Source organism: Citricoccus sp. (assembly GCF_035445025.1).
GTDB lineage: Bacteria > Actinomycetota > Actinomycetes > Actinomycetales > Micrococcaceae > Citricoccus.
Genome location: NZ_DAOMPX010000034.1, coordinates 8,891 through 32,799 on the forward strand (window position 1 = coordinate 8,891; position 23,909 = coordinate 32,799).

Annotated in this window: 23 protein-coding genes; 17 read left to right on the plus strand and 6 right to left on the minus strand. The window is 70.8% G+C overall.

Features of this window, described 5'->3' with window-relative positions:
* Positions 1-97 precede the first annotated feature (97 nt).
* The gene (gene rpsT / locus PLJ28_RS11060) at positions 98-364 is read right to left on the minus strand and encodes a 30S ribosomal protein S20 (RefSeq protein WP_298044209.1); all 267 of its coding nucleotides are present in this window, start codon (positions 362-364) and stop codon (positions 98-100) included.
* 139 nt (positions 365-503) lie between these two features.
* Positions 504-1,166, minus strand: a complete 663-nt coding sequence (locus tag PLJ28_RS11065; RefSeq protein ID WP_298044208.1) for a type II toxin-antitoxin system PemK/MazF family toxin — start codon at positions 1,164-1,166, stop codon at positions 504-506.
* Between the two features lie 150 nt (positions 1,167-1,316).
* Between PLJ28_RS11065 and lepA the strand changes: the two genes are divergently transcribed.
* Together lepA and hemW are read left to right on the plus strand one after the other, a co-directional pair.
* On the plus strand, positions 1,317-3,176 hold the full coding sequence (gene lepA, locus PLJ28_RS11070; protein ID WP_029139329.1) for a translation elongation factor 4: 1,860 nt from the start codon (positions 1,317-1,319) through the stop codon (positions 3,174-3,176).
* A gap of 40 nt (positions 3,177-3,216) precedes the next feature.
* Positions 3,217-4,497, plus strand: a complete 1,281-nt coding sequence (gene hemW / locus PLJ28_RS11075; protein WP_324590134.1) for a radical SAM family heme chaperone HemW — start codon at positions 3,217-3,219, stop codon at positions 4,495-4,497.
* An 87-nt stretch (positions 4,498-4,584) separates the two neighbouring features.
* Here the strand turns inward: hemW and PLJ28_RS11080 are convergent, their stop codons facing one another.
* A complete protein-coding gene (locus PLJ28_RS11080; RefSeq protein WP_183526210.1) occupies positions 4,585-5,016 on the minus strand; it encodes a DUF4870 domain-containing protein in 432 nt (143 codons plus the stop codon).
* Positions 5,017-5,089: 73 nt separating this feature from the next.
* Positions 5,090-5,974 (minus strand): DUF3097 family protein, encoded by an 885-nt coding sequence (locus tag PLJ28_RS11085; RefSeq protein ID WP_183526207.1) that lies wholly within the window; start codon positions 5,972-5,974, stop codon positions 5,090-5,092.
* Positions 5,975-6,196: 222 nt separating this feature from the next.
* On the opposite strand from PLJ28_RS11085, the gene hrcA reads away from it, so the two are divergent.
* The 10 genes from hrcA (at position 6,197) to PLJ28_RS11135 (ending at position 16,699) form a co-directional block, all read left to right on the plus strand.
* Positions 6,197-7,210 carry a heat-inducible transcriptional repressor HrcA gene (hrcA, locus tag PLJ28_RS11090; RefSeq protein WP_029139326.1) on the plus strand — a complete coding sequence of 338 codons (1,014 nt, stop codon included), beginning with the start codon at positions 6,197-6,199 and terminating at the stop codon, positions 7,208-7,210.
* Between the two features lie 58 nt (positions 7,211-7,268).
* Positions 7,269-8,402: a molecular chaperone DnaJ gene (gene dnaJ, locus PLJ28_RS11095; protein ID WP_010145378.1), complete on the plus strand. Its 1,134-nt coding sequence runs from the start codon at positions 7,269-7,271 to the stop codon at positions 8,400-8,402.
* A gap of 10 nt (positions 8,403-8,412) precedes the next feature.
* Positions 8,413-9,201, plus strand: a complete 789-nt coding sequence (locus PLJ28_RS11100; RefSeq protein ID WP_324590135.1) for a 16S rRNA (uracil(1498)-N(3))-methyltransferase — start codon at positions 8,413-8,415, stop codon at positions 9,199-9,201.
* Positions 9,202-9,247: 46 nt separating this feature from the next.
* Positions 9,248-10,237: a PhoH family protein gene (locus PLJ28_RS11105; RefSeq protein WP_010145376.1), complete on the plus strand. Its 990-nt coding sequence runs from the start codon at positions 9,248-9,250 to the stop codon at positions 10,235-10,237.
* Positions 10,227-10,700, plus strand: a complete 474-nt coding sequence (gene ybeY, locus PLJ28_RS11110; protein WP_010145375.1) for an rRNA maturation RNase YbeY — start codon at positions 10,227-10,229, stop codon at positions 10,698-10,700. Before PLJ28_RS11105 ends, ybeY begins: the two co-directional genes overlap by 11 nt.
* A 3-nt stretch (positions 10,701-10,703) precedes the next feature.
* Positions 10,704-12,056 carry a hemolysin family protein gene (locus tag PLJ28_RS11115; RefSeq protein ID WP_183526201.1) on the plus strand — a complete coding sequence of 451 codons (1,353 nt, stop codon included), beginning with the start codon at positions 10,704-10,706 and terminating at the stop codon, positions 12,054-12,056.
* Positions 12,053-13,018, plus strand: coding sequence for a GTPase Era (era, locus tag PLJ28_RS11120; protein ID WP_183526198.1), 966 nt, complete (start codon positions 12,053-12,055; stop codon positions 13,016-13,018). Before PLJ28_RS11115 ends, era begins: the two co-directional genes overlap by 4 nt.
* Before the next feature lie 277 nt (positions 13,019-13,295).
* Positions 13,296-15,083, plus strand: coding sequence for a 2-isopropylmalate synthase (gene leuA, locus PLJ28_RS11125; RefSeq protein ID WP_183528376.1), 1,788 nt, complete (start codon positions 13,296-13,298; stop codon positions 15,081-15,083).
* Positions 15,084-15,095: 12 nt separating this feature from the next.
* A complete protein-coding gene (gene recO / locus PLJ28_RS11130) occupies positions 15,096-15,887 on the plus strand; it encodes a DNA repair protein RecO (RefSeq protein ID WP_183526195.1) in 792 nt (263 codons plus the stop codon).
* An 8-nt stretch (positions 15,888-15,895) separates the two neighbouring features.
* A complete protein-coding gene (locus tag PLJ28_RS11135; protein ID WP_183526192.1) occupies positions 15,896-16,699 on the plus strand; it encodes an isoprenyl transferase in 804 nt (267 codons plus the stop codon).
* On the opposite strand, the gene PLJ28_RS11140 is transcribed toward PLJ28_RS11135, so the two are convergent.
* A complete protein-coding gene (locus PLJ28_RS11140) occupies positions 16,690-17,766 on the minus strand; it encodes an alpha/beta hydrolase (RefSeq protein ID WP_183526189.1) in 1,077 nt (358 codons plus the stop codon). The genes PLJ28_RS11135 and PLJ28_RS11140 overlap by 10 nt on opposite strands.
* 23 nt (positions 17,767-17,789) lie before the next feature.
* Here PLJ28_RS11140 and PLJ28_RS11145 point away from each other — a divergent pair, with 23 nt between their 5' ends.
* On the plus strand, positions 17,790-18,878 hold the full coding sequence (locus tag PLJ28_RS11145) for a quinone-dependent dihydroorotate dehydrogenase (protein ID WP_183526186.1): 1,089 nt from the start codon (positions 17,790-17,792) through the stop codon (positions 18,876-18,878).
* A 9-nt stretch (positions 18,879-18,887) separates the two neighbouring features.
* Here the strand turns inward: PLJ28_RS11145 and PLJ28_RS11150 are convergent, their stop codons facing one another.
* Positions 18,888-19,475, minus strand: coding sequence for a DUF3043 domain-containing protein (locus tag PLJ28_RS11150; RefSeq protein WP_298044204.1), 588 nt, complete (start codon positions 19,473-19,475; stop codon positions 18,888-18,890).
* An 84-nt stretch (positions 19,476-19,559) separates the two neighbouring features.
* On the opposite strand from PLJ28_RS11150, the gene PLJ28_RS11155 reads away from it, so the two are divergent.
* From PLJ28_RS11155 to PLJ28_RS11170, 4 genes are all read left to right on the plus strand, one after another.
* A complete protein-coding gene (locus tag PLJ28_RS11155; protein ID WP_324590136.1) occupies positions 19,560-20,933 on the plus strand; it encodes a dipeptidase in 1,374 nt (457 codons plus the stop codon).
* Between the two features lie 112 nt (positions 20,934-21,045).
* Positions 21,046-21,438 (plus strand): HesB/IscA family protein, encoded by a 393-nt coding sequence (locus PLJ28_RS11160; protein ID WP_010145801.1) that lies wholly within the window; start codon positions 21,046-21,048, stop codon positions 21,436-21,438.
* Between the two features lie 233 nt (positions 21,439-21,671).
* Positions 21,672-22,622 carry an aa3-type cytochrome oxidase subunit II gene (ctaC, locus tag PLJ28_RS11165; RefSeq protein WP_298044202.1) on the plus strand — a complete coding sequence of 317 codons (951 nt, stop codon included), beginning with the start codon at positions 21,672-21,674 and terminating at the stop codon, positions 22,620-22,622.
* Positions 22,622-23,909: cbb3-type cytochrome c oxidase subunit I (locus tag PLJ28_RS11170; protein ID WP_324590137.1), on the plus strand; the 1,288-nt coding region annotated here is incomplete at its 3' end. The genes ctaC and PLJ28_RS11170, both read left to right, overlap by 1 nt.

Sequence of the window (23,909 nt, forward strand, 5' to 3'; positions counted from 1 at the left end):
GCTCACCGGCCGGTGACGTCCGCTGAACGCACGAGGCCCCCGTCCGATGGGACGGGGGCCTCGGTGCCTGGCGCGGGGCGCCGGCGCAGCGTGAGGATCAGGCGCTGATCTTGTTCACGCGCTTGGCGATACCGGACTTGCGGTTGGCAGCCTGGTTCTTGTGGATGACGCCCTTGCTGACGGCCTTGTCCAGCTTCTTGCTGGCCAGCGCGACGGCGGAGGAGGCGGCGGCCTGGTCACCGGCGGTGACGGCCTTGTCCACGGCGCGGATGGCGGTGCGCAGCTCGGACTTCACGGCGACGTTGCGCTGGCGAGCCTTCTCGTTGGTGAGGATGCGCTTCTTCTGGGACTTGATGTTGGCCACGAAAGAGTCTTTCTGTTGCTTCGGACTTTGGTCGGTGAGGGATATTCCCGGATCCGGCGACTGAGAGGCGTGGGGATGCCCTGGAAAGCCGTTCCGGGAGTGCCCGTCGACCTGCGCGGACACACAGCTGGTTAGTCTATCACGACCACCCGTTCCGGTCGTGGAGTCCTCGGGCCACCGTCTCGAACGCGTTCCGGGGGAGCACCCCACCCTCCCGCCGGACGTCGCGGGCACTGACCTGCAGGATCCGGTCCAGCTTCACCTCGGACGGGCGGCCCCTCGAGTCCCACGGGCCGGTGCCGATGTCGATGTAATCCCGGTCCCGCCGTACCCCGTTGTTGCGGTCCCGCGTCGTGAGCTGGGCGGCCAGCAGGTAGTCACCGTTGCGGCCGACCACCAGGACGGGGCGGTCCTTGCCCCGGCCGTCGAGCTCCTCGAACGGCACCCACGTCCACACGATCTCGCCCGGCCCGGCCTCGGGGCCGGGGGCCGGGTCGTACTCCACCCTGGCCCGGCCGTGGAAGTCACCCGGGTAGTCCAGGACCTCACCCGCAGGCCCGACGCCGGCCGCATCGCCCGGTCGCGCGCTGCCCGGTCGCGCACCGCCCGGGACGACGCGGGGCTGGGCCGGGCGGGTCGAGCCCTGCCGCGACCCGGGCAGGCGGGGCTGGGGGCGGGAGCGCTGGGAGCCGGTGCCGTCGTCGTGCCGTCCGGGGGAGGGCGCGGAGGAACGCCGGACGTCCCGGACGAGGCGGGCCACCGCACGGCCGGCGGACAGCAGGCGGTTCAGGTTCAGGGCCATGGCACGAACCTACCAACGGGTGTCCGCGCCGCGGGGAACGAGCGCGTCGCATCGAGGCGGATCCGCGGCGGGAAACATGGAAGAATGGGGAGCCAGTCCCGCCTGGCCCCGCCAGGCGCGCCCACGTTCCCCAGTCGAAGGAAGATGCCCGTGTCGCCCATGGCGATCCACGCCCCGGTGCCCGCCGCCACCGATCCGGCGGTGATCCGTAACTTCTGCATCATCGCGCACATCGACCACGGCAAGTCCACCCTGGCCGACCGCATGCTGCAGTCCACCGGCGTGGTCCAGCCCCGGGACATGAAGGCCCAGTACCTGGACCGGATGGACATCGAGCGCGAGCGCGGCATCACCATCAAGTCCCAGGCCGTGCGCATGCCGTGGAACGTGGACGGCGCCGACTACGCGCTCAACATGATCGACACCCCCGGGCACGTGGACTTCACCTACGAGGTCTCCCGCTCACTCGCCGCCTGTGAGGGCGCGATCCTGCTGGTGGACGCCGCGCAGGGGATCGAGGCACAGACCCTGGCCAATCTGTACCTGGCCATGGAGAACGACCTGACGATCATCCCGGTCCTGAACAAGATCGACCTGCCCTCGGCCGAGCCCGAGAAGTACGCGGCCGAGATCGCCGGCCTGATCGGCTGCGATCCGGACGACGTCCTGCGCGTCTCCGGCAAGACCGGTGTCGGCGTGGAGGCCCTGCTGGACCGCGTCGTCGCCGAGATCCCGGCTCCCCAGGGGAACACGGACGGTCCGGCCCGGGCCATGATCTTCGACTCCGTCTACGACACCTACCGCGGCGTGGTCACCTACGTGCGCGTGGTGGACGGCAGGCTCTCCCCGCGGGAGAAGATCACCATGATGTCGACGGGCGCCACCCACGAGCTGCTCGAGATCGGCGTGTCCTCGCCCGAGCCGATCCCCTCGAAGGGCCTGGCCGTGGGCGAGGTGGGTTACCTGATCACCGGCGTGAAGGACGTGCGCCAGTCCAAGGTCGGTGACACGGTCACCTCGGCGGCCAAGCCGGCCACGGAGCGCATCGGCGGGTACGAGGACCCCAAGCCGATGGTGTTCTCCGGCCTGTACCCCATCGACGGCTCCGACTACCCGGTGCTGCGCGACGCGCTGGACAAGCTCAAGCTCAACGACGCGGCCCTGGTCTACGAGCCGGAGACCTCGGTGGCCCTGGGCTTCGGCTTCCGCGTGGGCTTCCTGGGCCTGCTGCACCTGGAGATCATCCGCGAGCGGCTCGAGCGAGAGTTCGACCTCGCGCTGATCTCCACCGCACCGAACGTGGTCTACGAGGTCACCCGGGAGGACGGACAGGTCATCACCGTGACCAACCCGTCCGAGTTCCCCGAGGGCAAGATCAACGAGGTCCGCGAGCCGATGGCCTCGATCACGATCATCGTCCCCTCGGAGTTCATCGGTGCCGTCATGGAGCTGTGCCAGGGCAAGCGCGGGCAGATGCGCGGCATGGACTACCTCTCCGAGGAGCGGGTGGAGATCCGCTACTGGATCCCGCTGGCGGAGATCATCTTCGACTTCTTCGACCAGCTGAAGTCTCGCACCAAGGGCTACGCCTCCCTGGAGTGGAAGACCGACGGCGATCAGGTCGCGGACCTGGTCAAGGTCGACATCCTGCTACAGGGCGAGCAGGTGGACGCCTTCAGCTCCATCACCCACAAGGACAACGCCTACTCCTACGGCGTGATGATGACGGGCAAGCTCAAGGAGCTCATCCCCCGGCAGCAGTACGAGGTGCCGATCCAGGCCGCGATCGGCTCCCGCATCATCGCCCGCGAGAACATCCGCGCGATCCGCAAGGACGTGCTCTCGAAGTGCTACGGCGGTGACATCTCCCGCAAGCGCAAGCTGCTCGAGAAGCAGAAGGAGGGCAAGAAGCGCATGAAGATGGTCGGCCGGGTGGAGGTCCCTCAGGAGGCCTTCATCGCCGCCCTGTCCTCCGAGGGCGCGGGTTCCGAGACCGGCGCCAAGAAGTAGCCAGCACATCGCAGCAGCAGTAGTAGGAGAGTAGTACCGCTTGCCTTCCATCCTTCCCGAGGGTGACCCCGCGCCCGACGACGGCCGGTTGCCCGCGCACGTGGCCCGCCGAGTGCGTGAGGCCGAGTCCGCCGGCGCGCCGCGGACGTTCAGCCTGTACGTCCACGTGCCGTTCTGCGAGGTCCGCTGCGGGTACTGCGACTTCAACACGTACACCGCCGAGGACCTGGGTCCCGGGGCGTCCCGCTCCAGCTATGCCGGCACGGTGACCGGCGAGCTCGACTTCGCCGCCGGGGTGCTGGCGGCCTCGGACGTGCCGGCACGGCAGCTGGAGACCGTGTTCTTCGGCGGCGGCACCCCCACGCTGCTGCCCGCCGCGGACCTGGTCGGCATCCTCGGCCGGGCCCGCGAGGTCTTCGGCCTCGCGCCGGGAGCCGAGGTCACCACCGAGGCCAACCCGGACTCGGTCACCGCGCGGTCGCTGGCCGAACTGGCCGCCGGGGGTTTCACCCGCGTGTCCTTCGGCATGCAGTCCGCGGTGCCCCACGTGCTGGCCACCCTGGACCGCACGCACCGCCCGGAGAACGTGCCGGCCGCCGTCGGGTGGGCCCGGGACGCGGGCCTGGAGGTGTCCCTGGACCTCATCTACGGCACGCCGGGAGAGTCCCTGGAGGACTGGCGGACCACGGTGGAGGCGGCGCTGGCGCTGCGCCCGGACCACGTCTCCGCGTACTCCTTGATCGTCGAGGAGGGCACCAAGTTCGGGTCCTCCGTCAAGCGCGGCGTCCAGGCCGACGTCGACCCCGACGACCAGGCGGACAAGTACCTGCTGGCCGAGCGGCTGCTCGCCGAGGCCGGCTACCGGTGGTACGAGATCTCCAACTGGGCCCTGGATCCGCTGGACGAGGGCATCCACCGCGCCCGCCACAACATGGCCTACTGGCGCGACCAGGACTGGTGGGGTGCCGGCCCGGGCGCCCACTCCCACCTCGCCGGCGTCCGGTTCTGGAACGCCAAGCACCCGGCCGCCTACGCCCAGCGTCTGGCCACCGGCGTGTCACCGTCCGTGGGCCGGGAGGAACCCGATGCCGAGGCCAGGTTCCTGGAGCGCGTCATGCTCGGTGTCCGGCTGTCGGAGGGCCTGGAGACCAGCGTCCTGGACGTGGCACCGGACGGCGGCGCCCAGGCCAGGGGTGAGATCGCGGCGATGATCGCCGAGGGACTGCTGGATGGCCGGGCCGCCCTGGCCGGCCGGATCATCCCGACCCTGCAGGGCCGCCTGCTGGACGACGCGATCGTGCGGCGGCTGGCGGGGTTCTGAGACGCCCCCACCGGTTCGTCATCCCCGAGGGGACCCATCCGGTGCGGTCCCGCGCCGGACATGTCCTGTGAGGACGGACGGACGGGCCTACTGGATCAGGCGCAGGTTGAACGGGTACCGGTACGGCCGGCCCTTGTTGCAGTGGATGCCCGCGGCCAGGCCGGAGATGGTCATGAACAGCCAGATGAGCATCGCGATGATCCCGAAGACCCCGCCGACCACGGGGATCAGGGCCAGCAGGTTCGCCACGATCGCCAGCACCGTGGGCGGCAGCGTGAAGTTCAGCGCCTCCTTGGCCTCCTGGGCCGTGAAGGGCCCGCGGTGGCGGAAGACGAGGTAGATCACCAGGGAGGGGACGAAGCCCAGGATGCCGCCGAAGTGCGCCAAGGTGGCCCACTGGCGGTCCTGCGCGGGCGTAAGGGGCGCGGCCTTGGCAGGGGAGCCCTGCAGGTGCTGGTCGCGCCGGGGCGCGGCGACCGGACGCTGGCGGTGCGGACCGCTGGGCTGCTGCTGTGACACGTCCTTCTGCCTCTCGGGAGTGGGGGTACTACGCCGGATTCCGTAGGACATCCTACGTGGATATCCGCCGTTGCTAGTCGCCCACGGCGGTGAGGAAGTCGATGACCTCCTCGACGCGGCCCAGCAGGGCGGGCTCGAGGTCGGCGTAGGTGCGCACCCGGGAGAGCAGCCGCTTCCAGCCGAGGCCGACGTCCTCCTTGGTCCGGTGCGGCCAGCCCAGGCCCTTGAGGATCCCGGTCTTCCAGTCCTGGCCCCTGGGCACCACCGGCCAGGCCTCGATGCCCAGCACGGCCGGCTTGATGACCTGCCAGACGTCCACGTAGGGGTGGCCGACGATCAGCACGTTGCCGCGCGCCCCGGGCACCCGCATCGCCTCCGCGGCGATGCGCTCCTCCTTGGACCCGGACACGAGGTGGTCCACGAGGATCCCGAGCCGGCGCTGCGGCCCGGGGGAGAAGTCGGCGATCGCACCGGCGAGGTCATCCACGCCGTGCAGGGGCTCGACGACGATCCCCTCCAGCCGGAGGTCCTCACCCCAGACCTTCTCCACCAGCTCGGCGTCGTGCAGGCCCTCCACCCAGATGCGGGAGGCGCGCGCGGTGCGGGCCCGGGCGTGGCTCACCCGCACGGACCCCGACGCCGTCCTGGCCGGCAGGGCCTTGCCCGTCACCCCGAGCGTGCGGCCCGGAGCGGCAGGCGCGGGGGGCACCACCTGGACCGGGTCGCCGTCCACGAGGAAGCCGAAGCCCAGCGGGAAGGACTTCGTCCGGCCCCTGCGGTCCTCCAGCACCACCAGGTGCACCCCGCCGGACTTCTCCACCCGCAGGACGGCCCCGGTGAATCCCGTGCCGGCGTCCTCCAGGACCGTGCCGCGGTCCGCGGGGACCTCCGGCACGGCGCGGGCCGCCGGCCGGAAGCCGCCGTCCAGGGTGCCGGGTCCCCAGCTGTTCCATTCCATGGGCCCCGACGCTAGCAAGGCGTCCCGGAGAACCCGGGGAACGGCTCGCGCCCGGCGTGAACCGGGTCGTGGGCGGAGCGGGACGGCTCGGACACGACCGGGTGGCGGGAGGCGCCGGGAGCGGACTGGACAGAGGTATTAGACTTGGCACTTGAACTCGACGAGTGCTAAGTGCATGGCCGGGACGACCGGTGCACCACTGACCGACGACGGGAGGGTGAGATGAGCGAGCAGCCGCGCCGCATGCAGGTGCTGCAGGCGATCGTGGAGGACTACGTGGCCTCCCGGGAACCGGTCGGCTCCAAGGCCCTCGTGGACCGCCACCAGCTGGGCGTGTCCTCGGCGACCGTGCGCAATGACATGGCCGCCCTGGAGGACGAGGGGCTGATCGTGGCCCCGCACACCTCGGCCGGGCGCATCCCGACGGACAAGGGCTACCGCGTCTTCGTGGACCAGATCTCCGAGGTCAAGCCGCTCTCGGCCGCGGAGCGCCGGGCTGTGCAGACCCTGCTGGACTCCTCCGATGACCTGCACGAGATGATGTCCCGCACCGTCCGGCTGCTCTCCCAGCTGACCCACCAGGTGGCCGTGCTGCAGTACCCGCACCTGGACTCCTCCACCGTGCGGCACCTGGAGCTGGTCGCCCTGGCCCCCCGCCGCGTCCTGGCGGTGGTGATCCTGTCCTCCGGCCAGGTGGACCAGCGCGCCGTCACCACCGAGCAGGACGTCTCGGAGACCTCCCTGAACGCCCTGAAGCAGCTGTTCCTGCGCCACCTCGACGGCCTGACCCCCGTCCAGGCCGCCGACGGGCTCCGGGCCGCCATGGCGACCGTGCCGGAGCAGGACCGGGAACTGGCGGGCGTCCTGGCCGGCCAGCTGGACCAGTTGCTGGCAGCCCGGCGCGAGGACCGCATCATCATGGCCGGCACGGCCAACCTGGCCCGGTCACCGGGGGACTTCCCGTACTCGATCGGCCCCATCCTGGAGGCCCTCGAGGAGCAGGTCGTGCTGTTGCGCCTGCTGACCGAGATGGAGCAGGATGTGCGGGGCCTGAGCGTGCGCATCGGGTCCGAGAACACCGGTTCGCTGGCCGAGACCTCGGTCATCGCGGCCGGTTACGGACCCGGGGCCGGTGCCAAGCTCGGGGTCGTCGGACCCACCCGCATGGACTACCCCGGCACGATGACCGCGGTCCGCGCCATCGCCCGCTACCTGTCCAGGATCCTGTCCCAGTAGACTGCCGGGCCGCATCAGACCCGAACACGAATCCCGTCCGGAAGGAATACCCCACACCGTGGCAGACCACTACGAGGTCCTCGGCGTCAGCCGTGACGCCTCTGCCGAGGAGATCAAGCGCGCCTACCGCAAGCTGGCCCGCAAGCTCCACCCCGACGTCAACCCCGCCCCGGAGGCCGGAGACCAGTTCAAGGAGGTCACCCGCGCCTACGAGGTGCTCTCGGACGAGGACAAGCGGCGCAACTACGACGCGACCGGCCACGAGAACGGCACCGGCGGCATGGGCGGATTCGGCGGGGGTGACTTCGGCGGCTTCCAGGACATCTTCGAGACGTTCTTCGGGGGCGGTGGCGGCATGGGCGGCGGCGGGCGTGGCCCGGCGAGCCGGTCCCGCCGCGGCCAGGACGCGCTGATCACCGCGCGGATCGACCTGGTGGACGCCGTGTTCGGCGTGGACAAGACCCTCGAGGTGGACACCGCGGTGGTCTGCCCGGAGTGTGACGGCTCCTGCTGCCGGCCCGGCACCCACCCCGAGACCTGTTCCATCTGCCACGGCCAGGGCGCCATCCGCCGCCCCGTCCGTTCCATCCTGGGCACGGTGATGGCCGCCGAGACCTGTTCGGCGTGCCAGGGCTTCGGCACCGTCATCCCGGATCCCTGCCGCGAGTGCAACGGCCAGGGCCGCGTGCGCGACCGCGCGTCCCTGACCATCAAGATCCCCGCCGGCGTCGCCACCGGCACCCGCATCCAGTTGGCCGGACGGGGGGAGGCCGGCCCGGGCGGCGGCCCCAACGGCGACCTCTACGTGGAGATCGACGTCCGGCACCACGACGTGTTCACGCGGGACGGCGACGACCTGCTGGCGACCATGACCGTGCCGATGACGGCCGCCGCCCTGGGCACCGAGCTCACGCTGGACACCTTCGACGGTGAACAGCAGGTGCCGGTCCGGGCGGGCACCCAGTCGGGTGAGGTGCAGGTGCTCAAGGGCCTGGGCGTCGGGCGGCTGCGCGGTTCCGGCCGCGGGGACCTGAAGGTCACCCTGCGCGTGGAGACCCCCACCCGGCTCGACGACGAGCAGCGGCGACTGCTCGCGGAGCTCGCGATGGCCCGCGGTGAGGAGGCCGTGCACGGCAGCACCGAGCACCGCGGGCTGTTCTCCAAGCTGCGGGACAACCTCAAGAACCTGTGAGCGATCGCCCGTGAGCAACCCGCTGTTCTACCTCGACGCCGGTTCGCTGGCCACCACCGCGCCCGGTGACGCCGTCGTGCTCACCGGCGCCGAGGCCCGCCACGCCGCCCAGTCGATGCGGCTGGGCCCGGGGGAGCCGCTCGACGTAGCCGACGGCTCCGGACGCCGGGTCACGGCGACCGTCGTCGCCGCCGCCCCCGACCGGCTGGAGGCGACCGCCCAGTCCGTCACGGACGAACCGGCACCGCGTCCGGAACTGGTCCTCGTGCAGGCACTGGCCAAGGGCGACCGGGACCTGATGGCCGTCCAGGCCGGAACCGAGCTCGGGCTGGACGCGGTCCATCCCTGGCAGGCCGAGCGCTCCATCGTGCGGTGGACGGGCGGGAAGCCGGGCAAGGGCGCCCGGACCGACAAGACGGCCAAGGCCCTGGCCAAGTGGGAGGCCGCCCTGCTGGCGGCCGCGAAACAGGCCCGGCGCACCCGGGTGCCGGAGGCCCGCGAGATGCTCGACGGCGTCGGGGTCGCGTCAGTCTGCGGCCCCGGGACGCTGGTGCTGGTCCTCCACGAGGAGGCGCAGGCCCCGCTCGGCGAGGCGGTGGCCGAGGCGGCCGCCGTGGACCGGATCGTGATGGTCGTGGGCCCCGAGGGCGGCATCAGCCCGGCCGAGCTCACGGCGCTCACCCAGGCCGGGGCCGTGCCCGTCCTGCTGGGGCGCAACGTGCTGCGGTCCTCCACCGCGGGGCCCGCGGCGACCGCCGTCGTCCAGCAACTGCTGGGACGTTTCGGGTCCCGGTCGTAGACTTCCACCAGAGCCACCCACCACAGCAGGAGCTGAACCCCCCGCCTTGAGCCTCCCCACCGATTCGACCGGAACCGACCGGGACCAGATCACCATCACCTTCGCCTCCGCCGAGGACATGGTCCGGACCCTGGGCACGCAGGACCTGTTGCTGCGCATCCTCGAGGGCATCTACCCCGGACTGGCCCTGGCCGTCCGGGGCCAGGACCTGGACGTGGACGGGCGGACCGCCGACGTGGGCCAGGCGCGCCAGATCATCGAGGACCTCAACGTGCTGGCCCGGCGGGGCACCACGATCACCCCGGAGGTGGTGGAACAGGTGTCCACCCTGGTCCGGGGCGGGTCCGGGGCCCGGGCCTCGGGGATGCTCTCGGCCTCCATCCTGTCCAGTCGGGGACGCAAGATCCGGCCCAAGACGGTCAACCAGCAGCGCTACGTCGAGTGCATCGACGAGCACACCGTCGTCTTCGGGCTCGGGCCGGCCGGCACCGGCAAGACCTACCTGGCCATGGCCAAGGCCGTCCAGGCACTGCAGGCCAAGGAGGTCAACCGGATCATCCTGACCCGCCCCGCGGTCGAGGCCGGGGAACGCCTGGGGTACCTGCCGGGGACGCTGTCCGAGAAGATCGACCCCTACCTGCGCCCGCTCTACGACGCCCTGCACGACATGGTGGAGCCGGAGTCGATCCCCCGGCTCATGGCGGACGGCACCATCGAGGTGGCCCCGCTGGCGTACATGCGCGGCCGCACGCTCAACGACGCCTTCATCATCCTCGACGAGGCCCAGAACACCACCGGTGAGCAGATGAAGATGTTCCTGACCCGGTTGGGCTTCGGCTCGCACATGGTCGTCACCGGGGACACCAGCCAGGTCGACCTGCCCCGCGGGACCGACTCCGGGCTGGCGCAGGCGGTCTCCGTGCTCGAGGGCGTGGACGACATCGCGGTGGTGCGGCTGACCTCCACCGACGTGGTCCGGCACCGCCTGGTCAGCCGGATCGTGGACGCCTACGAGGGGCTCAGCCATGGCCGTTGAGATCGTCAATGAGTCCGGCGTCGCCGTCGACGAGGAGTCGCTGCTGGGACTGGCCAGGTCCGTGCTGGCCGGACTGCACGTCCACCCCGGGGCCGAGCTGTCCGTGATCTGCGTGGACGAGGCGGCCATGGAGCAGCTGCACCTGGAGTGGATGGACCTGCCCGGGGCCACGGACGTGATGAGCTTCCCCATGGACGAGCTGCGTCCGGGCACCCCCGAGGCGCCCAGCCCCGAGGGGCTGCTCGGCGACGTGGTCATCTGCCCCCAGGTGGCGGCCGTGCAGGCCGCCCGGGGCGGGCACCCGACGTCGGATGAGATCCTGCTGCTGCTGACCCACGGCATCCTGCACCTGCTCGGCTTCGACCACGAGGAGCCCGAGGACCGCGCCGAGATGTTCGGCCTGCAGGCCCGGTTGCTCGGGGACTACCTCGGCCGGCCGGCGCCCGATCCCACCGAGGACTGAGCCGTGCTGACCACCATCCTGCTGGCGGTGCTGCTGGCGCTGCTGTTGCTCCTGACCTGGACGCTGGCCGTGGCCGAGACGTCCCTGGGCTACCTGTCCCGCAAGGAGGCCGAGGGCATCGCCCTGCGGCGCCCGCGCAGCCCAATCCTCACCGTGATGGCCCGCCTGCCCGAGCACCTGCACGCCCTGCGGTTCTGGCGATTGTTCGCCGAGACCACCGCGGCGGTCGCCGGCACCCTGTTCATCCACTCGCTGATCGGGATCGTGTGGCTCACCGCGGTGGTGTCCACGGTCCTGATGGGCCTGGTGGCACTGCTGCTGGTGGTGCTCTCCCCGCGCCAGGTCGGTACCCGGCACGAGGTGGCCGCCGCCCAGCGCACCGCCGGCCTCGTCCGGTTCCTCACCGTGCTGCTCGGCCCGCTCCCGGCCCGGTTCGCCGCGCCCGGGCCACGTTCGGAGGACGAGGAGGAGGAGGCCGCGGAGATCGAGGAGCGGCACTTCCGCGAGTTCGTGGCCCGCGCCAACGACGCCGACGTCCTGGAGGACTCCGAGGCCGAACTGATCCAGTCGGTCTTCGACATGGGGGACACGCTCGTGCGGGCCGTCATGGTCCCGCGCACCGACATCGTCACGATGGAGACGGGCACCTCCCTCGAGGACGCGATGAACCTGTTCCTGCGCTCGGGCTGCTCCCGCATCCCGCTGATCGGGGACAACGCCGACGAGGTCTTCGGGATGGTCTACCTCAAGGACGTCGCCCGGGCCCTGCACCGCGGTCCCGACGGCGACGTGGACCGGACCGCGCCCGTCGACCCGGTGGCCCGGGACGTCCGGTTCGTCCCGGAGTCCAAGCAGGTCTCCGCCCTGTTGCCGGAACTGCAGCGCGAGTCCAAGCACGTGGCCATCGTGGTCGACGAGTACGGTGGCACCGCCGGACTGGTCACGCTCGAGGACCTCATCGAGGAGATCGTCGGGGAGATCTCGGACGAGTACGACCGGCAGGACCGGCCCGAGGTCGAACCCCTCCAGGACGGGACCTTCCGGGTGGATGCCCGGATGGGCATCGACGACTTCGCCGAGATGTTCGGCGTGGACCTGGACGACGAGGACGACATCGACACCGTCGGCGGCCTGCTCGCCAAGACCCTCGGCCGGGTCCCGATCCAGGGCTCGTGCGTGACCGTACAGGGCATCGAACTGACCGCCGAGTCCCTCGAGGGGCGTCGCAACCGCGTCGCCCGTCTCATCGTCCGGGACACCGCCGGACCCCGACGCCGGCCGGGCACCGAACTGGTGCCGGCACCTCAGGACGAGGACGAACACACCGACGCCCACGCATACCGGGAGACCCGATGACCAACCTGCTCGACCCCAACGCGGTACCCGAGGGCTTCCGGGCCGGATTCGTCTCCCTCGTGGGGCGGCCCAATGCCGGCAAGTCCACGCTGACCAACGCCCTGGTGGGGGAGAAGGTGGCCATCACCTCCTCCAAGCCGCAGACCACCCGGCACACCATCCGCGGCATCGTCCACCGGGACGCCTTCCAGCTGGTGCTGGTGGACACCCCCGGGCTGCACCGGCCCCGGACCCTGCTGGGCCAGCGGCTCAACGACCTGGTGGCCGAGACGCTGGGTGAGGTCGACGCCGTCGGGTTCTGCATCCCGGCGGACGAGAGGATCGGGCCGGGGGACCGCTACATCGCCGGCCAGCTGGCCCTGCTGAACCGCCGCCCGGTCGTGGCGCTGGTGACCAAGACGGACAAGGTGAAGCCGGACCAGGTCGCCGAGCAGCTGCTGGCCGTCACGGCGCTGGGGGACGAGGTCCTGGGCCCGGAGAACGGCGGGGCCGGCTTTGCCGCCGTCGTGCCCGTCTCAGCGGTCAAGGGCCACCAGGTGGAGGACGTGGCCGAGGTGCTGGCCGGTCAGTTGCCCCTGTCCCCGCCGCTGTACCCCGGGGGCGAGCTCACGGACGAGCCGGAGGCCGTCATGGTCGCCGAGCTGATCCGCGAGGCGGCCCTGGAGGGGGTGCGGGACGAGCTGCCGCACTCCGTGGCCGTCGTGGTCGAGGAGATGAACCCCCGAGAGGGACGGCCCGCGGACAGGCCGCTGCTGGACGTGCACGCCAACGTGTTCGTGGAGCGGGACAGCCAGAAGGCGATCATCATCGGCAAGGGCGGCTCCCGGCTCAAGGCGATCGGCTCCCAGGCCCGCACCTCGATCGAGCGGCTCCTGGGCACCCCCGTCTACCTCGACCTGCGGGTCAAGGTCGCCAAGGAGTGGCAGCGCGATCCCAAGCAGCTCGGCCGGCTGGGGTTCTGACGCTCTCCCGACCCGCGGCGCGCGCGGTGCTAGTCTGATGCCATGCGTGACCGACTGGGACTCGCCGGGATCCTCCCGGACACCGTTGCGGGGCTGCTACTAGGCCGCCGCAACGGGGCTGAGCCGTCGGTCGTGGTGCCCGCCACGCGCTGACGCGCCGGGTGTTCGCAGCACCCGGTGGGGCCGGATCCCCGTTGCGGAGGAAGAACCACGGCCCCTGCCCCCGTCAGACCCTCCGGTCCACGCCGGATCCATGAAAGGCACGCTGAACAGCACCATGCGCAACCTGCAGAAGTCCTCCGGGATGAAGTTCCACAAGTACACCCCCTTCCAGGACCAGATCCAGGTCCACCTGCCGGACCGCACGTGGCCGGACAAGGTCATCACCGAGGCGCCCCGGTGGTGCGCGGTCGACCTGCGCGACGGCAACCAGGCCCTCATCGACCCGATGGGGCCGGAGCGCAAGCTGCGGATGTTCGAGCTGCTGGTGTCCATGGGCTACAAGGAGATCGAGGTCGGCTTCCCGTCGGCATCGCAGACCGATTTCGACTTCGTCCGCCAGCTGATCACCGAGGACCGGATCCCCGAGGACGTCACCATCCAGGTCCTCACCCAGTCCCGCGAGCACCTGATCGAGCGCACGTATGAGGCGCTCGAGGGCTGCCACCGCGCGATCGTGCACCTGTACAACTCCACCTCCGTGCTCCAGCGCCGCGTCGTGTTCCGCGAGGACCAGGACGGCATCGTGGACATCGCCACCTCCGGGGCCCGACTGTGCCGGAAGTACGAGGAGCAGATGAAGGGCACGGAGATCATCTACCAGTACTCCCCGGAGTCCTTCACCGGCACGGAGCTGGAGTTCGCCGCCCGCATCTCCAACGAGGTGGCCGAGGTCCTGGAGGCCTCCACCGACCGCCAGATGATCCTGAACCTGCCGGCCACCGTGGAGATGGCGACCCCGAACGTCTACGCCGACTCGATCGAGTGGATGCACCGCAACCTCGCCCACCGGGACGCCATCATCCTGTCCCTGCACCCGCACAACGACCGCGGCACCGGTGTGGCCGCCGCCGAGCTGGGCTACATGGCCGGCGCGGACCGGATCGAGGGCTGCCTGTTCGGCAACGGTGAGCGCACCGGGAACGTGGACCTGGTCACCCTGGGCATGAACCTCTACAGCCAGGGCATCGACCCGATGATCGACTTTTCCGACATGGACTCGATCCGCCGGACGGTCGAGTACTGCAACCAGCTCAAGGTCGCCGAGCGGGTGCCCTACGGCGGCGACCTGGTGTTCACCGCCTTCTCCGGTTCGCACCAGGATGCCATCAAGAAGGGCTTCGAGGTCATGGACGCCGACGCGGCCGAGGCCGGCACCGACCGGGACGGCATCCCGTGGGCGGTCCCCTACCTGCCGATCGACCCCCAGGACATCGGGCGCTCCTACGAGGCCGTGATCCGGGTGAACTCGCAGTCCGGCAAGGGCGGCGTGGCCTACCTGCTCAAGAGCGAGCACAACCTGGACCTGCCGCGTCGTGCGCAGATCGAGTTCTCCCACGTCATCCAGCGGATGGCGGACAGCCAGGGCGGGGAGGTCACGGGCGACCAGCTCTGGCAGGTCTTCCAGGACGAGTACCTGCCGGCCGAGGAGGGCCAGACCCGCTGGGGTCACTACCGGCTCGGCGCGGTGCACTCCGAGACCGCCGAGGACGGCAGCTTCACGATGACGGCCGAGGCAGACGTCGCGGGCGTGCGGCACCAGCGCACCGCGTCCGGCAACGGACCCATCGCCGCCCTGCTGACGATCCTGTCCGAGGACGGGCTCGACATCCGGGTGCTCGACTACACCGAGCACGCCCTGTCGGAGGGTGGCTCGGCGATGGCGGCGGCGTACGTCGAGTGCGCCGTGGGGGAGCGCGTCCTGTGGGGCGTGGGGCTGGACTACAACACCACGATGGCCTCGCTCAAGGCCGTCGTCTCCGCCGTCAACCGTGCCCTGCGGGACGACGCCGAACTGCTCGAGGCCATCGTCGGTCCCGCGGCGTCCGGGTCGGCCGCCCACTGACGGTCACCGACGATGGCGGGCCGGGGCGGCGGTTATGCCGCCAACAGCTATCGCACCGACGCCCTGGTGCTGCGCACCTACAAGCTGGGTGAGGCGGATCGCATCATCGTGCTGCTGACCCCCGGCCACGGCCAGGTCCGGGCCGTGGCCAAGGGGGTCCGCCGGACGACCTCGAAGTTCGGGGCCACCCTGGAGCCGTTCATGCTGTCCCGGCTGCAGCTCGTCCACGGCCGGAACCTGGACATCATCACCCAGGCCCAATCGGTCACCCCCTACGGCACCGCCATCGCCGCGGATTACGACGCCTACGCGGCGGCCTCCGCCATGGTGGAGACGGCCGAACGGCTGACGGTGACCGAGGTGGGGGAGCACGGTGGCGGGGTCGAGGCGCCGAGCCAGTACCGCTTGCTGCACGGGGCCCTGGCGGCCCTGGCACGGCGGGCCCACGCACCCCGCCTGCTGCTGGACTCGTACCTTCTGCGGGCCCTGGCGACGGCAGGCTGGGCGCCGAGTTTCACCTCGTGCGCCCGCTGCGGGGCGCCCGGGCCGCACCGCTCCGTCAACGTCACGCTCGGCGGCAGCGTCTGCGACGACTGCCGGCCGCCCGGGTCCTCGACGCCGGCCCCCCAGTCGGTGGCGCTGCTGGCCGCCCTGCTCTCGGGGGACTGGACGACCGCGGACGCCGCGCCGGAGGCCTCCCGGCGCGAGGCGGCCGGTATCGTGGCGGGGTACCTGCAGTTCCACCTGGAACGCCACCTGAAGTCCCTGGCCGTGATGGGCCAGGACGCCGACCGCAACCCCTAGAGGACCGCATGCCCCGTCGACCCGCCCGCGCCGTCCAGGAGCCGTACCCGCACCCCAGCGGGGCGCAACCACCGGTCATGGACCCGCGGTTCGTGCCACGCCACGTGGCGATCGTCATGGACGGCAACGGCCGGTGGGCCAACCAGCGCGGGCTGCCCCGCACCGAGGGCCACCGGGCCGGGGAGGCGGCCCTGCTGGACGTCATGGCCGGCGCCGTGCAGCTCGGGATCGAGTACGTGACCGTCTACGCCTTCTCCACGGAGAACTGGAAGCGCTCCCCGGAGGAGGTGCGCTTCCTGATGGGCTTCTCCCGCGACGTGCTGCGCCGCCAGCGGGACACCCTGGACTCCTGGGGGGTGCGGATCCGGTGGAACGGCCGCCGGCCCCGGCTGTGGAAGTCCGTCGTGGACGAACTGCTCGTCGCCGAGGACCAGACCCGGCAGAACACCCGCTGCCACCTGACGATGTGCGTGAACTACGGCTCGCGGGCCGAGATCACCGACGCGGTGAAGGACATCGCCCGGGAGGTCGAGGCCGGGCGGCTGTCCGCGGCGGGCATCCGGGAGGAGACCATCACCCGGCACCTGGACGAGCCGGACGTCCCGGACGTGGACCTGTTCCTGCGCACCTCGGGGGAACAGCGGCTCTCCAACTTCCTGCTCTGGCAGTCCGCCTACGCGGAGCTGGTCTTCCTGGACACGCTGTGGCCGGACGTGGACCGGACCACCCTGTGGGACGCCGTCGAGGTCTACGCCCGGCGCGACCGCCGTTACGGGGGAGCCGTGGACCGGTCGGGCGACGCTCAGGCGTAGGCACCCAGCCACGTGAACATCTCGCGGGCGGCCGTCCGGCGGATGGGCTCGACGGAGGCCATCACGTCGTGCAGGGCGCCGGGATGGCGGACCACCGTCACGTGCCGGCCGAGGCGGGTGGCACGCTGGGCCAGGACCTCCACGTCCAGCACGACGTCCGCGGCCGTCATGTCCTCGGACCACCTGGTGCCGAAGACCGTGCGGTCGGACAGCATGACGTAGACCGGCTCGGCCAGCCCCAGCCCGGACGCCACCCGGGCGTGCCCGGCCATCACCGCCTGCAGCCAGCCGCCGGGCACCTCGAAGGAGTGCCGGGGACGCCAGAGCGGGTGCAACGCCCAGTCGCCCTCGGCCTCGTCCGAGATGGACCGCCAGTAGTGGTCCACGCGGGGCAGCCTCAGGAAGCTCTTCGGCTGCAGCCGGGCCACCGGGTCCAGCACGGCCTGGGCCATCAGCCGCACCAGCGCGGAGCCCTGCATCTCCAGCCAGGGGCTGTTCAGCACCAGGGCCCGGGCCCGGCCCGGATGCCGGTCGGCCCACAGGGAGAGGGTGAGCCCGCCGGTGGAGTGTCCCATCAGCACCGGGGGCTCGGGGTGGTCCCCGGCGATCAGGCGCAGCGCCGAGCCGATCTCGTCGTCGTAGACCTGCAGGCTCTGGACCCAGCCGGGAGTCTGGCCCGGGCGCAGCGAGCGTCCGTACTTGCGCAGGTCCAGGGCGTGGAAGGCGTAACCGTGCTCCTCGAAGAGCCGGGCCAGCGGGGCGTTGTAGAAGTAGTCCGACCAGCCGTGGACATACAGCACGGGAACCCGGTGCCGTAGCCTGCCGGCAGCCCGCTCACCGGTCGCCGGACCCCGGGCGACCCGGACGAGGGTGGCCACGTTGGGGCCCTCCTCGTCCACCTCCAGCGGGACGGTCAGGCGCTCGAAGCCCTCCAGCACGTCCGGGACCCACACCCCGGGCGGCGAGTCCTCCAACAGGTCCCCCTCGGGACCGGTGAGGGGCTCCTGCGCGGGCCGCGGCTCGTCCGGGGTGTCCGGTTCGTCCCGGGTCGATGGCAGGGAGGGCATGACGGCCAGCCTACGATGGAGTCATGCCCCACCCCGACCTCACCCTGCCGCGGGTCTACCCGGCCTTCTTCAACGCCTTCTTCAAGGGCATGGACGCCGAGAAGGCCCACCACGCCGGCTTCAGCATGATCCGCGCCACCGAAGCCACCGGGGTCTCGGCCGCGCTGCGCCGACTGACCCGTCCCCACCCGTCGCTGACCACCCGCGTCATGGGACTGGACTTCCCCTCGCCCTTCGGGCTGGCGGCCGGTTTCGACAAGCAGGGACTGGGCACGGCCGCCCTGGCCGACCTCGGCTTCGGCCACATCGAGGTGGGGACGATCACCGGGCAGGCGCAACCGGGCAACCCGGCGCCGCGGCTCTTCCGGCTCGTCGAGGACCGCGCCCTGATCAACCGGATGGGCTTCAACAACGACGGGGCCGCCGCCGTCGCGCCCCGCCTCAAGGCCACCCGCAAGACGCTGACCCGGCGGTTCGGCAGCCGTCGTCCGGTCCTGGGGGTGAACATCGGCAAGACCAAGGCGGTGCCGCTGCAGGACGCCACCCGGGACTACCTGGTCTCCACCGCGGCCCTGGCACTCCACGCCGACTACCTGGTGGTCAACGTCTCCTCGCCGAACACCCCGGGACTGCGCCAGCTCCAGGACATCGAGGCGCTGGCCCCGCTGCTCGCCCAGGTCCGGGCCACGGCCGACCGGACGACCGGACGTCACGTCCCGCTGGCCGTGAAGATCGCCCCGGACCTGGCCGACGAGGACGTCGACGCCGTGGCCGGGATGGCCGTCGAACTGGGCCTGGACGGGGTCATCGCCACCAACACCACGATCAGCCGCGAGGGGCTCCGCACCCCGGCCGCCGAGGTGGAGGCCATGGGTCCCGGCGGCCTGTCCGGGGCCCCGCTGAAGGACCGGTCGCTCCAGGTGCTGACCCGCCTGCGGTCGGGGCTGCCGGACTCGGTGGCCCTGGTCTCCGTCGGCGGGGTGACCACCGGCGCAGACGTGCAGCAGCGACTCGACCTCGGGGCCGACCTGGTCCAGGGCTACACGGCGTTCCTGTACGAGGGGCCCTTCTGGGCGGCGCGCATCAACCGCGACCTGGCGCGGGGACGCTGAGCCTCCCGGTCAGGCGGGGTACTGGCCCCGCTTGACCTGGGGCTTGGGCAGGCGCAGCCGGCGCAGCTGCATGGCGCGCATCACCCCGTACCAGCGCACGCCGCGTTCGACCGCGCCGAACTTCTCCGTCAGGCGCCCCTTGAGCTGGAACGAGACGAGGACGCCCTCGAGGACCACCAGGAGCACCAGCGCCCACAGGGAGAACGTGAGCCACAGCTGCAGGTCCGTGTTGGGCAGGAACGCCATGAACACGTAGACGAGGACGATGATCATCAGCCACTCGCCCAGGCCGGTGCGGGCGTCCACGAAGTCCCGGGCGTAGCGCTTCTGCGGTCCACGGTCGCGGAGCGGCATGTGCCGCTCGTCGCCGGTCTCCATGGCGAGCCGCATCTTCTGCCGCTCGGCGGCCTCGGCCTCGCGGGACGCCGCCCGGGCGGCCTTGCGGTCGTCCGGCACCAGCGGGCGGCGGCGGGCCGCCTCCTGCTGGGCGCGCGTGGGGGTCGGCCCCTTCTTCTGCCGCGGGGCAGCGCCGACCTCCTCTGCGGGCACCACGGGCATCTCGGCAGGGTTCTCGGTGGTCTTCTTGCGTCCAAACACCCGTTCATTCTAGGTCGTCGGGGCCCGCCCGTGGGCCAGGCCGGGCCCGTGCCACCGGCCGGTCCGGATCGGTACGCTGGCCCCATGCCCGAACAGCCTGACCGTGACCTGATCACCCGCCTCGCCGATGCCGTGGACGCGCTGATGCCCCAGGCGATCTCCACCCTGGAGGACCTCGTGGCCATCCCGGGCATCGCCTGGGACTCCTTCGACCGCGAACCCCTCGAGCGGTCCGCCCGCACGGTCGCCGAGCTGATCCGCGGCCTGGGACTGGACGACGTCGAGATCCTGACGGAGGCAGGCGGCGGACCGGCCGTCGTCGGGCGCCGCCCGGCCGCACCCGGACAACCGACGGTCCTGCTCTACGCGCACCACGACGTCCAGCCCGTGGGGGACCTGGCCCTGTGGCAGACCGAGCCGTTCACCGCCGTCGAGCGCGACGGCCGGCTCTTCGGGCGCGGCGCGGCCGATGACAAGGCCGGCATCATGGTCCACCTGACGGCGCTGAAGGCACTGCTCGACGTCGGCGCGGACCCCGGGGTGGGCGTCACCTTCTTCATCGAGGGGGAGGAGGAGGCCGGTTCACCCACGTTCCGGGCGTTCCTGGACAGGCACCGTGACCGGTTGGCCGCGGACGTCATCGTGGTGGCCGACTCCGGCAACTGGAAGGTCGGCGTGCCCGCCCTGACCACCTCGCTGCGGGGACTGGTGGACGGGGTCATCGGGGTGCGCGTCCTGGACCACGCCGTGCACTCCGGGATGTACGGCGGGCCGGTCCTGGACGCCCCCACGCTGCTGGCCCGGCTCATCGCCACCCTGCACGACGACCAGGGCAACGTCGCGATCGCGGGCCTGGAGCAGCGGCATCACGCGGCGATCGAGTACCCGGAGGCCGACTACCGTGCCGATGCCTCGGTCCTGGACTCCGTGCGACTGGCCGGCAGCGGCCCCCTGGCGGACCGGTTGTGGAACCGGCCGGCCCTGAGCATCATCGGGACGGACGTGCCCCGGCTGGAGGTCGCGTCGAACACCCTGCAGCCGGAGGCCCGCGCCAAGTTCAGCCTGCGGCTGGGGCCCGGAACCGACCCGGAACAGGCCATGGCCGCGGTGCGTGAGCACGTACTGGCCCAGGACCTGTTCGGCGCCGAGGTCTTCTTCGAACCGGGGGAGACCGGCCAGCCCTTCGCCACCGACACGTCGGCGCCCGCGGCCCGGGCGATGCTGGACTCCCTGCGGGACGCCTGGGGCGTGGAACCGGTGGAGACCGGGATCGGCGGCTCCATCCCCTTCACGGCGGACCTCGTGGAGGTCTTCCCGGCGGCGACGCTGCTGATCACGGGCGTGGAGGACCCGGACTCCCGCGCGCACTCGGCCAACGAGTCGCTGCACCTCGGTGACTTCCGCAACGCCGTGCTGGCCGAGGCCCTCCTGCTGGTCCGGCTCGGCGCCGGCGCCTAGACTCGTCGGACCGGCCGGGAATGTTCCGGCCACCCGTGCTGTTGGCACCGGTGACGGCGGGCCCTGTCCGCCGACCCCGAGGGGGAGTAGACGCGCAGAAGAAGGAGCGATCATGAGCGTTTCCGCAGAAGCATCCGGGACTGAGATCCCCACCGCCCAGCCCGCCGAGGGCCTGGACGCCCACGAGGTCGCCCTGACCGACGTGGCCGCCACGAAGGTCCGCACCCTGCTGGAGCAGGAGGGCCGTACCGACCTGCGCCTGCGGGTGGCCGTGCAGCCCGGAGGGTGCTCCGGACTGATCTACCAGCTCTACTTCGACGAGCGGGTGCTCGAGGGCGACACCCTGCGTGACTTCGACGGTGTCGAGGTCATCGTGGACAAGATGAGCGTCCCGTACCTCACGGGTGCCACCATCGACTTCGAGGACACCATCTCCAAGCAGGGGTTCACGATCGACAACCCGAACGCCGGCGGTTCCTGCGCGTGCGGAGACTCCTTCCACTGAGCCACCGCGGGATTCGAGCCGGATCCCCGCAGAACCGAGTGCCCGGGCCCCTTGGGGGTCCGGGCACTCGGCGTTTCCGCGTGTCATGGGGCAGACGATCAGGACGGTAAGCTCTACAGTAGGTAGTAAACCTAGGGGTCCCCCTGTGGCTTCGTCGTCCCGGCCCAGACGCTGGCGCGGCATGGTCCGTCACAGGAGGCATTCGCACTCAAGATGAAGAGGAAGGGCCGTCTGTGAGATCGCAGAATCAAGCCGGCAGCCGTGGCAGGCGTCTCCTGAAGGGGGGAGCGCTTGCCGTCGTGGCAGCCGTGGTCCTGTCCGGTTGCTCCGAGCAGGTCCAGCGTGGCTGGCTGCCGGGCACGCGGGAGACCACGAACCAGTCCGCCGAGTTGACCGACCTGTGGGTCAACTCCTGGATCGCAGCCCTGATCGTGGGCCTGGCGGCCTGGGCCATGATGCTGTGGTGCATGGTCGCCTACCGGCGCCGGAAGAACGACAAGGGCTACCCGCGCCAGATGGCCTACAACGTCCCGTTGGAGACGCTGTTCACCGTCATCCCGATCATCATGGTCCTGACCCTGTGGGGCTTCACCGACCGCGTCCAGCGCTCGGTGGACACCCCGGTGGAGGACTCGCCGCTGACCGTTCAGGTCTACGGCAAGCAGTGGGCCTGGGACTTCAACTACAGCTACGACGGCCAGGAGAAGCACCTTGCCGGCGTCCAGGCACAGCTCGACGGCACCGAGGGTGTCGAGGAGACGCTGCCGACCTTGTACCTGCCGGTGGACGTCCCGGTCGAGTTCGAGCTGAACTCGCGTGACGTCATCCACTCGTTCTGGGTCCCCGCGTTCCTGCGCAAGCTGGACATGGTCCCGGGCAAGACCAACTACATCTACCTGACGCCCCAGGAAGAGGGACGCTTCCAGGGCAAGTGCGCCGAACTCTGCGGCGAGTACCACTCCGAGATGCTCTTCAACGTGGAGGTCGTCTCCGAGGCCGAGTTCCGGGAGCAGCTGTCCCGGATGGAGGACGGCCACCTGGGTGAGGAGTACAACCGCAACCCGAACGAGAACCCGGACGGCTGGCGTGACTCCCAGGTCCAGAACCAGGGTGACGGCACCCTGCGCGGCGAGTCCGGCGGTTCGACCGGTGGCGAGGACCTGACAGGTGAGGGAGACAACTGATGACCACCTATGAGTACGCCACGGACGAGGCGGCGGCCCAGCCGCGCGTGGTGCCCGTCTCCAAGGGCAGGATCGTCGTCAACTGGCTGACGACCACCGACCACAAGACGATCGGGTACATGTACCTGATCACGTCCTTCATCTTCTTCTGCATCGGCGGCGTCATGGCGCTGCTGATCCGCGCCGAGCTCTTCGAGCCGGGCATGCAGTTGCTCCAGACGAAGGAGCAGTACAACCAGCTGTTCACCATGCACGGCACGATCATGCTGCTGATGTTCGCGACCCCGCTGTTCATCGGCTTCGCCAACGTCATCATGCCGCTGCAGATCGGCGCGCCGGACGTGTCGTTCCCCCGCATGAACGCCCTGGCGTTCTGGTTCTTCCTGTTCGGCTCGATCATCGCGGTGGCCGGTTTCCTCACCCCGCAGGGTGCGGCCTCGTTCGGCTGGTTCGCGTACGCGCCCCTGTCGAACACCACGTACTCGCCGGGCGTGGGCGGTGACCTCTGGGTCTTCGGCCTGTTCCTGCAGGGCTTCGGCACCATCATGGGTGGCGTCAACTTCATCACCACCATCCTGACCATGCGCGCCCCGGGCATGACCATGTGGCGCATGCCGATCTTCACCTGGAACACCCTGATCACCGGCATCCTGGTCATCATGGCGTTCCCGCCGCTGGCCTCCGCCCTCGCGGCGCTGGGCATGGACCGCCGCTTCGGCGGACACGTCTTCGACCCGGAGAACGGCGGCGCCATCCTGTGGCAGCACCTGTTCTGGTTCTTCGGCCACCCGGAGGTCTACATCATCGCCCTGCCGTTCTTCGGCATCGTCTCGGAGATCATCCCGGTGTTCAGCCGGAAGCCGATCTTCGGCTACAAGTCGCTGGTGTTCGCCACCACCGCGATCGCCGCGCTGTCCGTGACCGTGTGGGCCCACCACATGTACGTCACCGGTTCCGTGCTGCTGCCGTTCTTCTCGCTGATGACCATGCTGATCGCGGTCCCCACCGGCGTGAAGTTCGTCAACTGGATCGGCACCATGTGGCGGGGTTCGCTCACCTTCGAGACCCCCATGCTGTGGACGCTCGGCTTCATGGTGACCTTCCTGTTCGGTGGCCTCACCGGCGTCATCCTGGCCTCCCCGCCGCTGGACTTCCACGTCTCGGACACGTACTTCGTGGTCGCTCACTTCCACTACGTGGTCTTCGGCACCGTGGTGTTCGCGATGTTCGCAGGGTTCTTCTTCTGGTGGCCCAAGTTCACCGGCAAGATGCTCAACGAGCGCCTGG

Excerpts from the sequence above, each read along its gene's own strand:
- PLJ28_RS11160 (WP_010145801.1), top strand. The coding sequence starts at position 21,046 with ATGAGCGTTTCCGCAGAAGCATCCGGGACTGAGATCCCCACCGCCCAG.
- recO (WP_183526195.1), top strand. The coding sequence starts at position 15,096 with ATGGCGGGCCGGGGCGGCGGTTATGCCGCCAACAGCTATCGCACCGAC.
- era (WP_183526198.1), top strand. The coding sequence starts at position 12,053 with ATGACCAACCTGCTCGACCCCAACGCGGTACCCGAGGGCTTCCGGGCC.
- PLJ28_RS11085 (WP_183526207.1), bottom strand. The coding sequence starts at position 5,974 with ATGGAATGGAACAGCTGGGGACCCGGCACCCTGGACGGCGGCTTCCGG.
- PLJ28_RS11140 (WP_183526189.1), bottom strand. The coding sequence starts at position 17,766 with ATGCCCTCCCTGCCATCGACCCGGGACGAACCGGACACCCCGGACGAG.
- PLJ28_RS11135 (WP_183526192.1), top strand. The coding sequence starts at position 15,896 with ATGCCCCGTCGACCCGCCCGCGCCGTCCAGGAGCCGTACCCGCACCCC.
- PLJ28_RS11145 (WP_183526186.1), top strand. The coding sequence starts at position 17,790 with ATGCCCCACCCCGACCTCACCCTGCCGCGGGTCTACCCGGCCTTCTTC.
- ybeY (WP_010145375.1), top strand. The coding sequence starts at position 10,227 with ATGGCCGTTGAGATCGTCAATGAGTCCGGCGTCGCCGTCGACGAGGAG.
- PLJ28_RS11155 (WP_324590136.1), top strand. The coding sequence starts at position 19,560 with ATGCCCGAACAGCCTGACCGTGACCTGATCACCCGCCTCGCCGATGCC.
- leuA (WP_183528376.1), top strand. The coding sequence starts at position 13,296 with ATGCGCAACCTGCAGAAGTCCTCCGGGATGAAGTTCCACAAGTACACC.
- hrcA (WP_029139326.1), top strand. The coding sequence starts at position 6,197 with ATGAGCGAGCAGCCGCGCCGCATGCAGGTGCTGCAGGCGATCGTGGAG.
- PLJ28_RS11065 (WP_298044208.1), bottom strand. The coding sequence starts at position 1,166 with ATGGCCCTGAACCTGAACCGCCTGCTGTCCGCCGGCCGTGCGGTGGCC.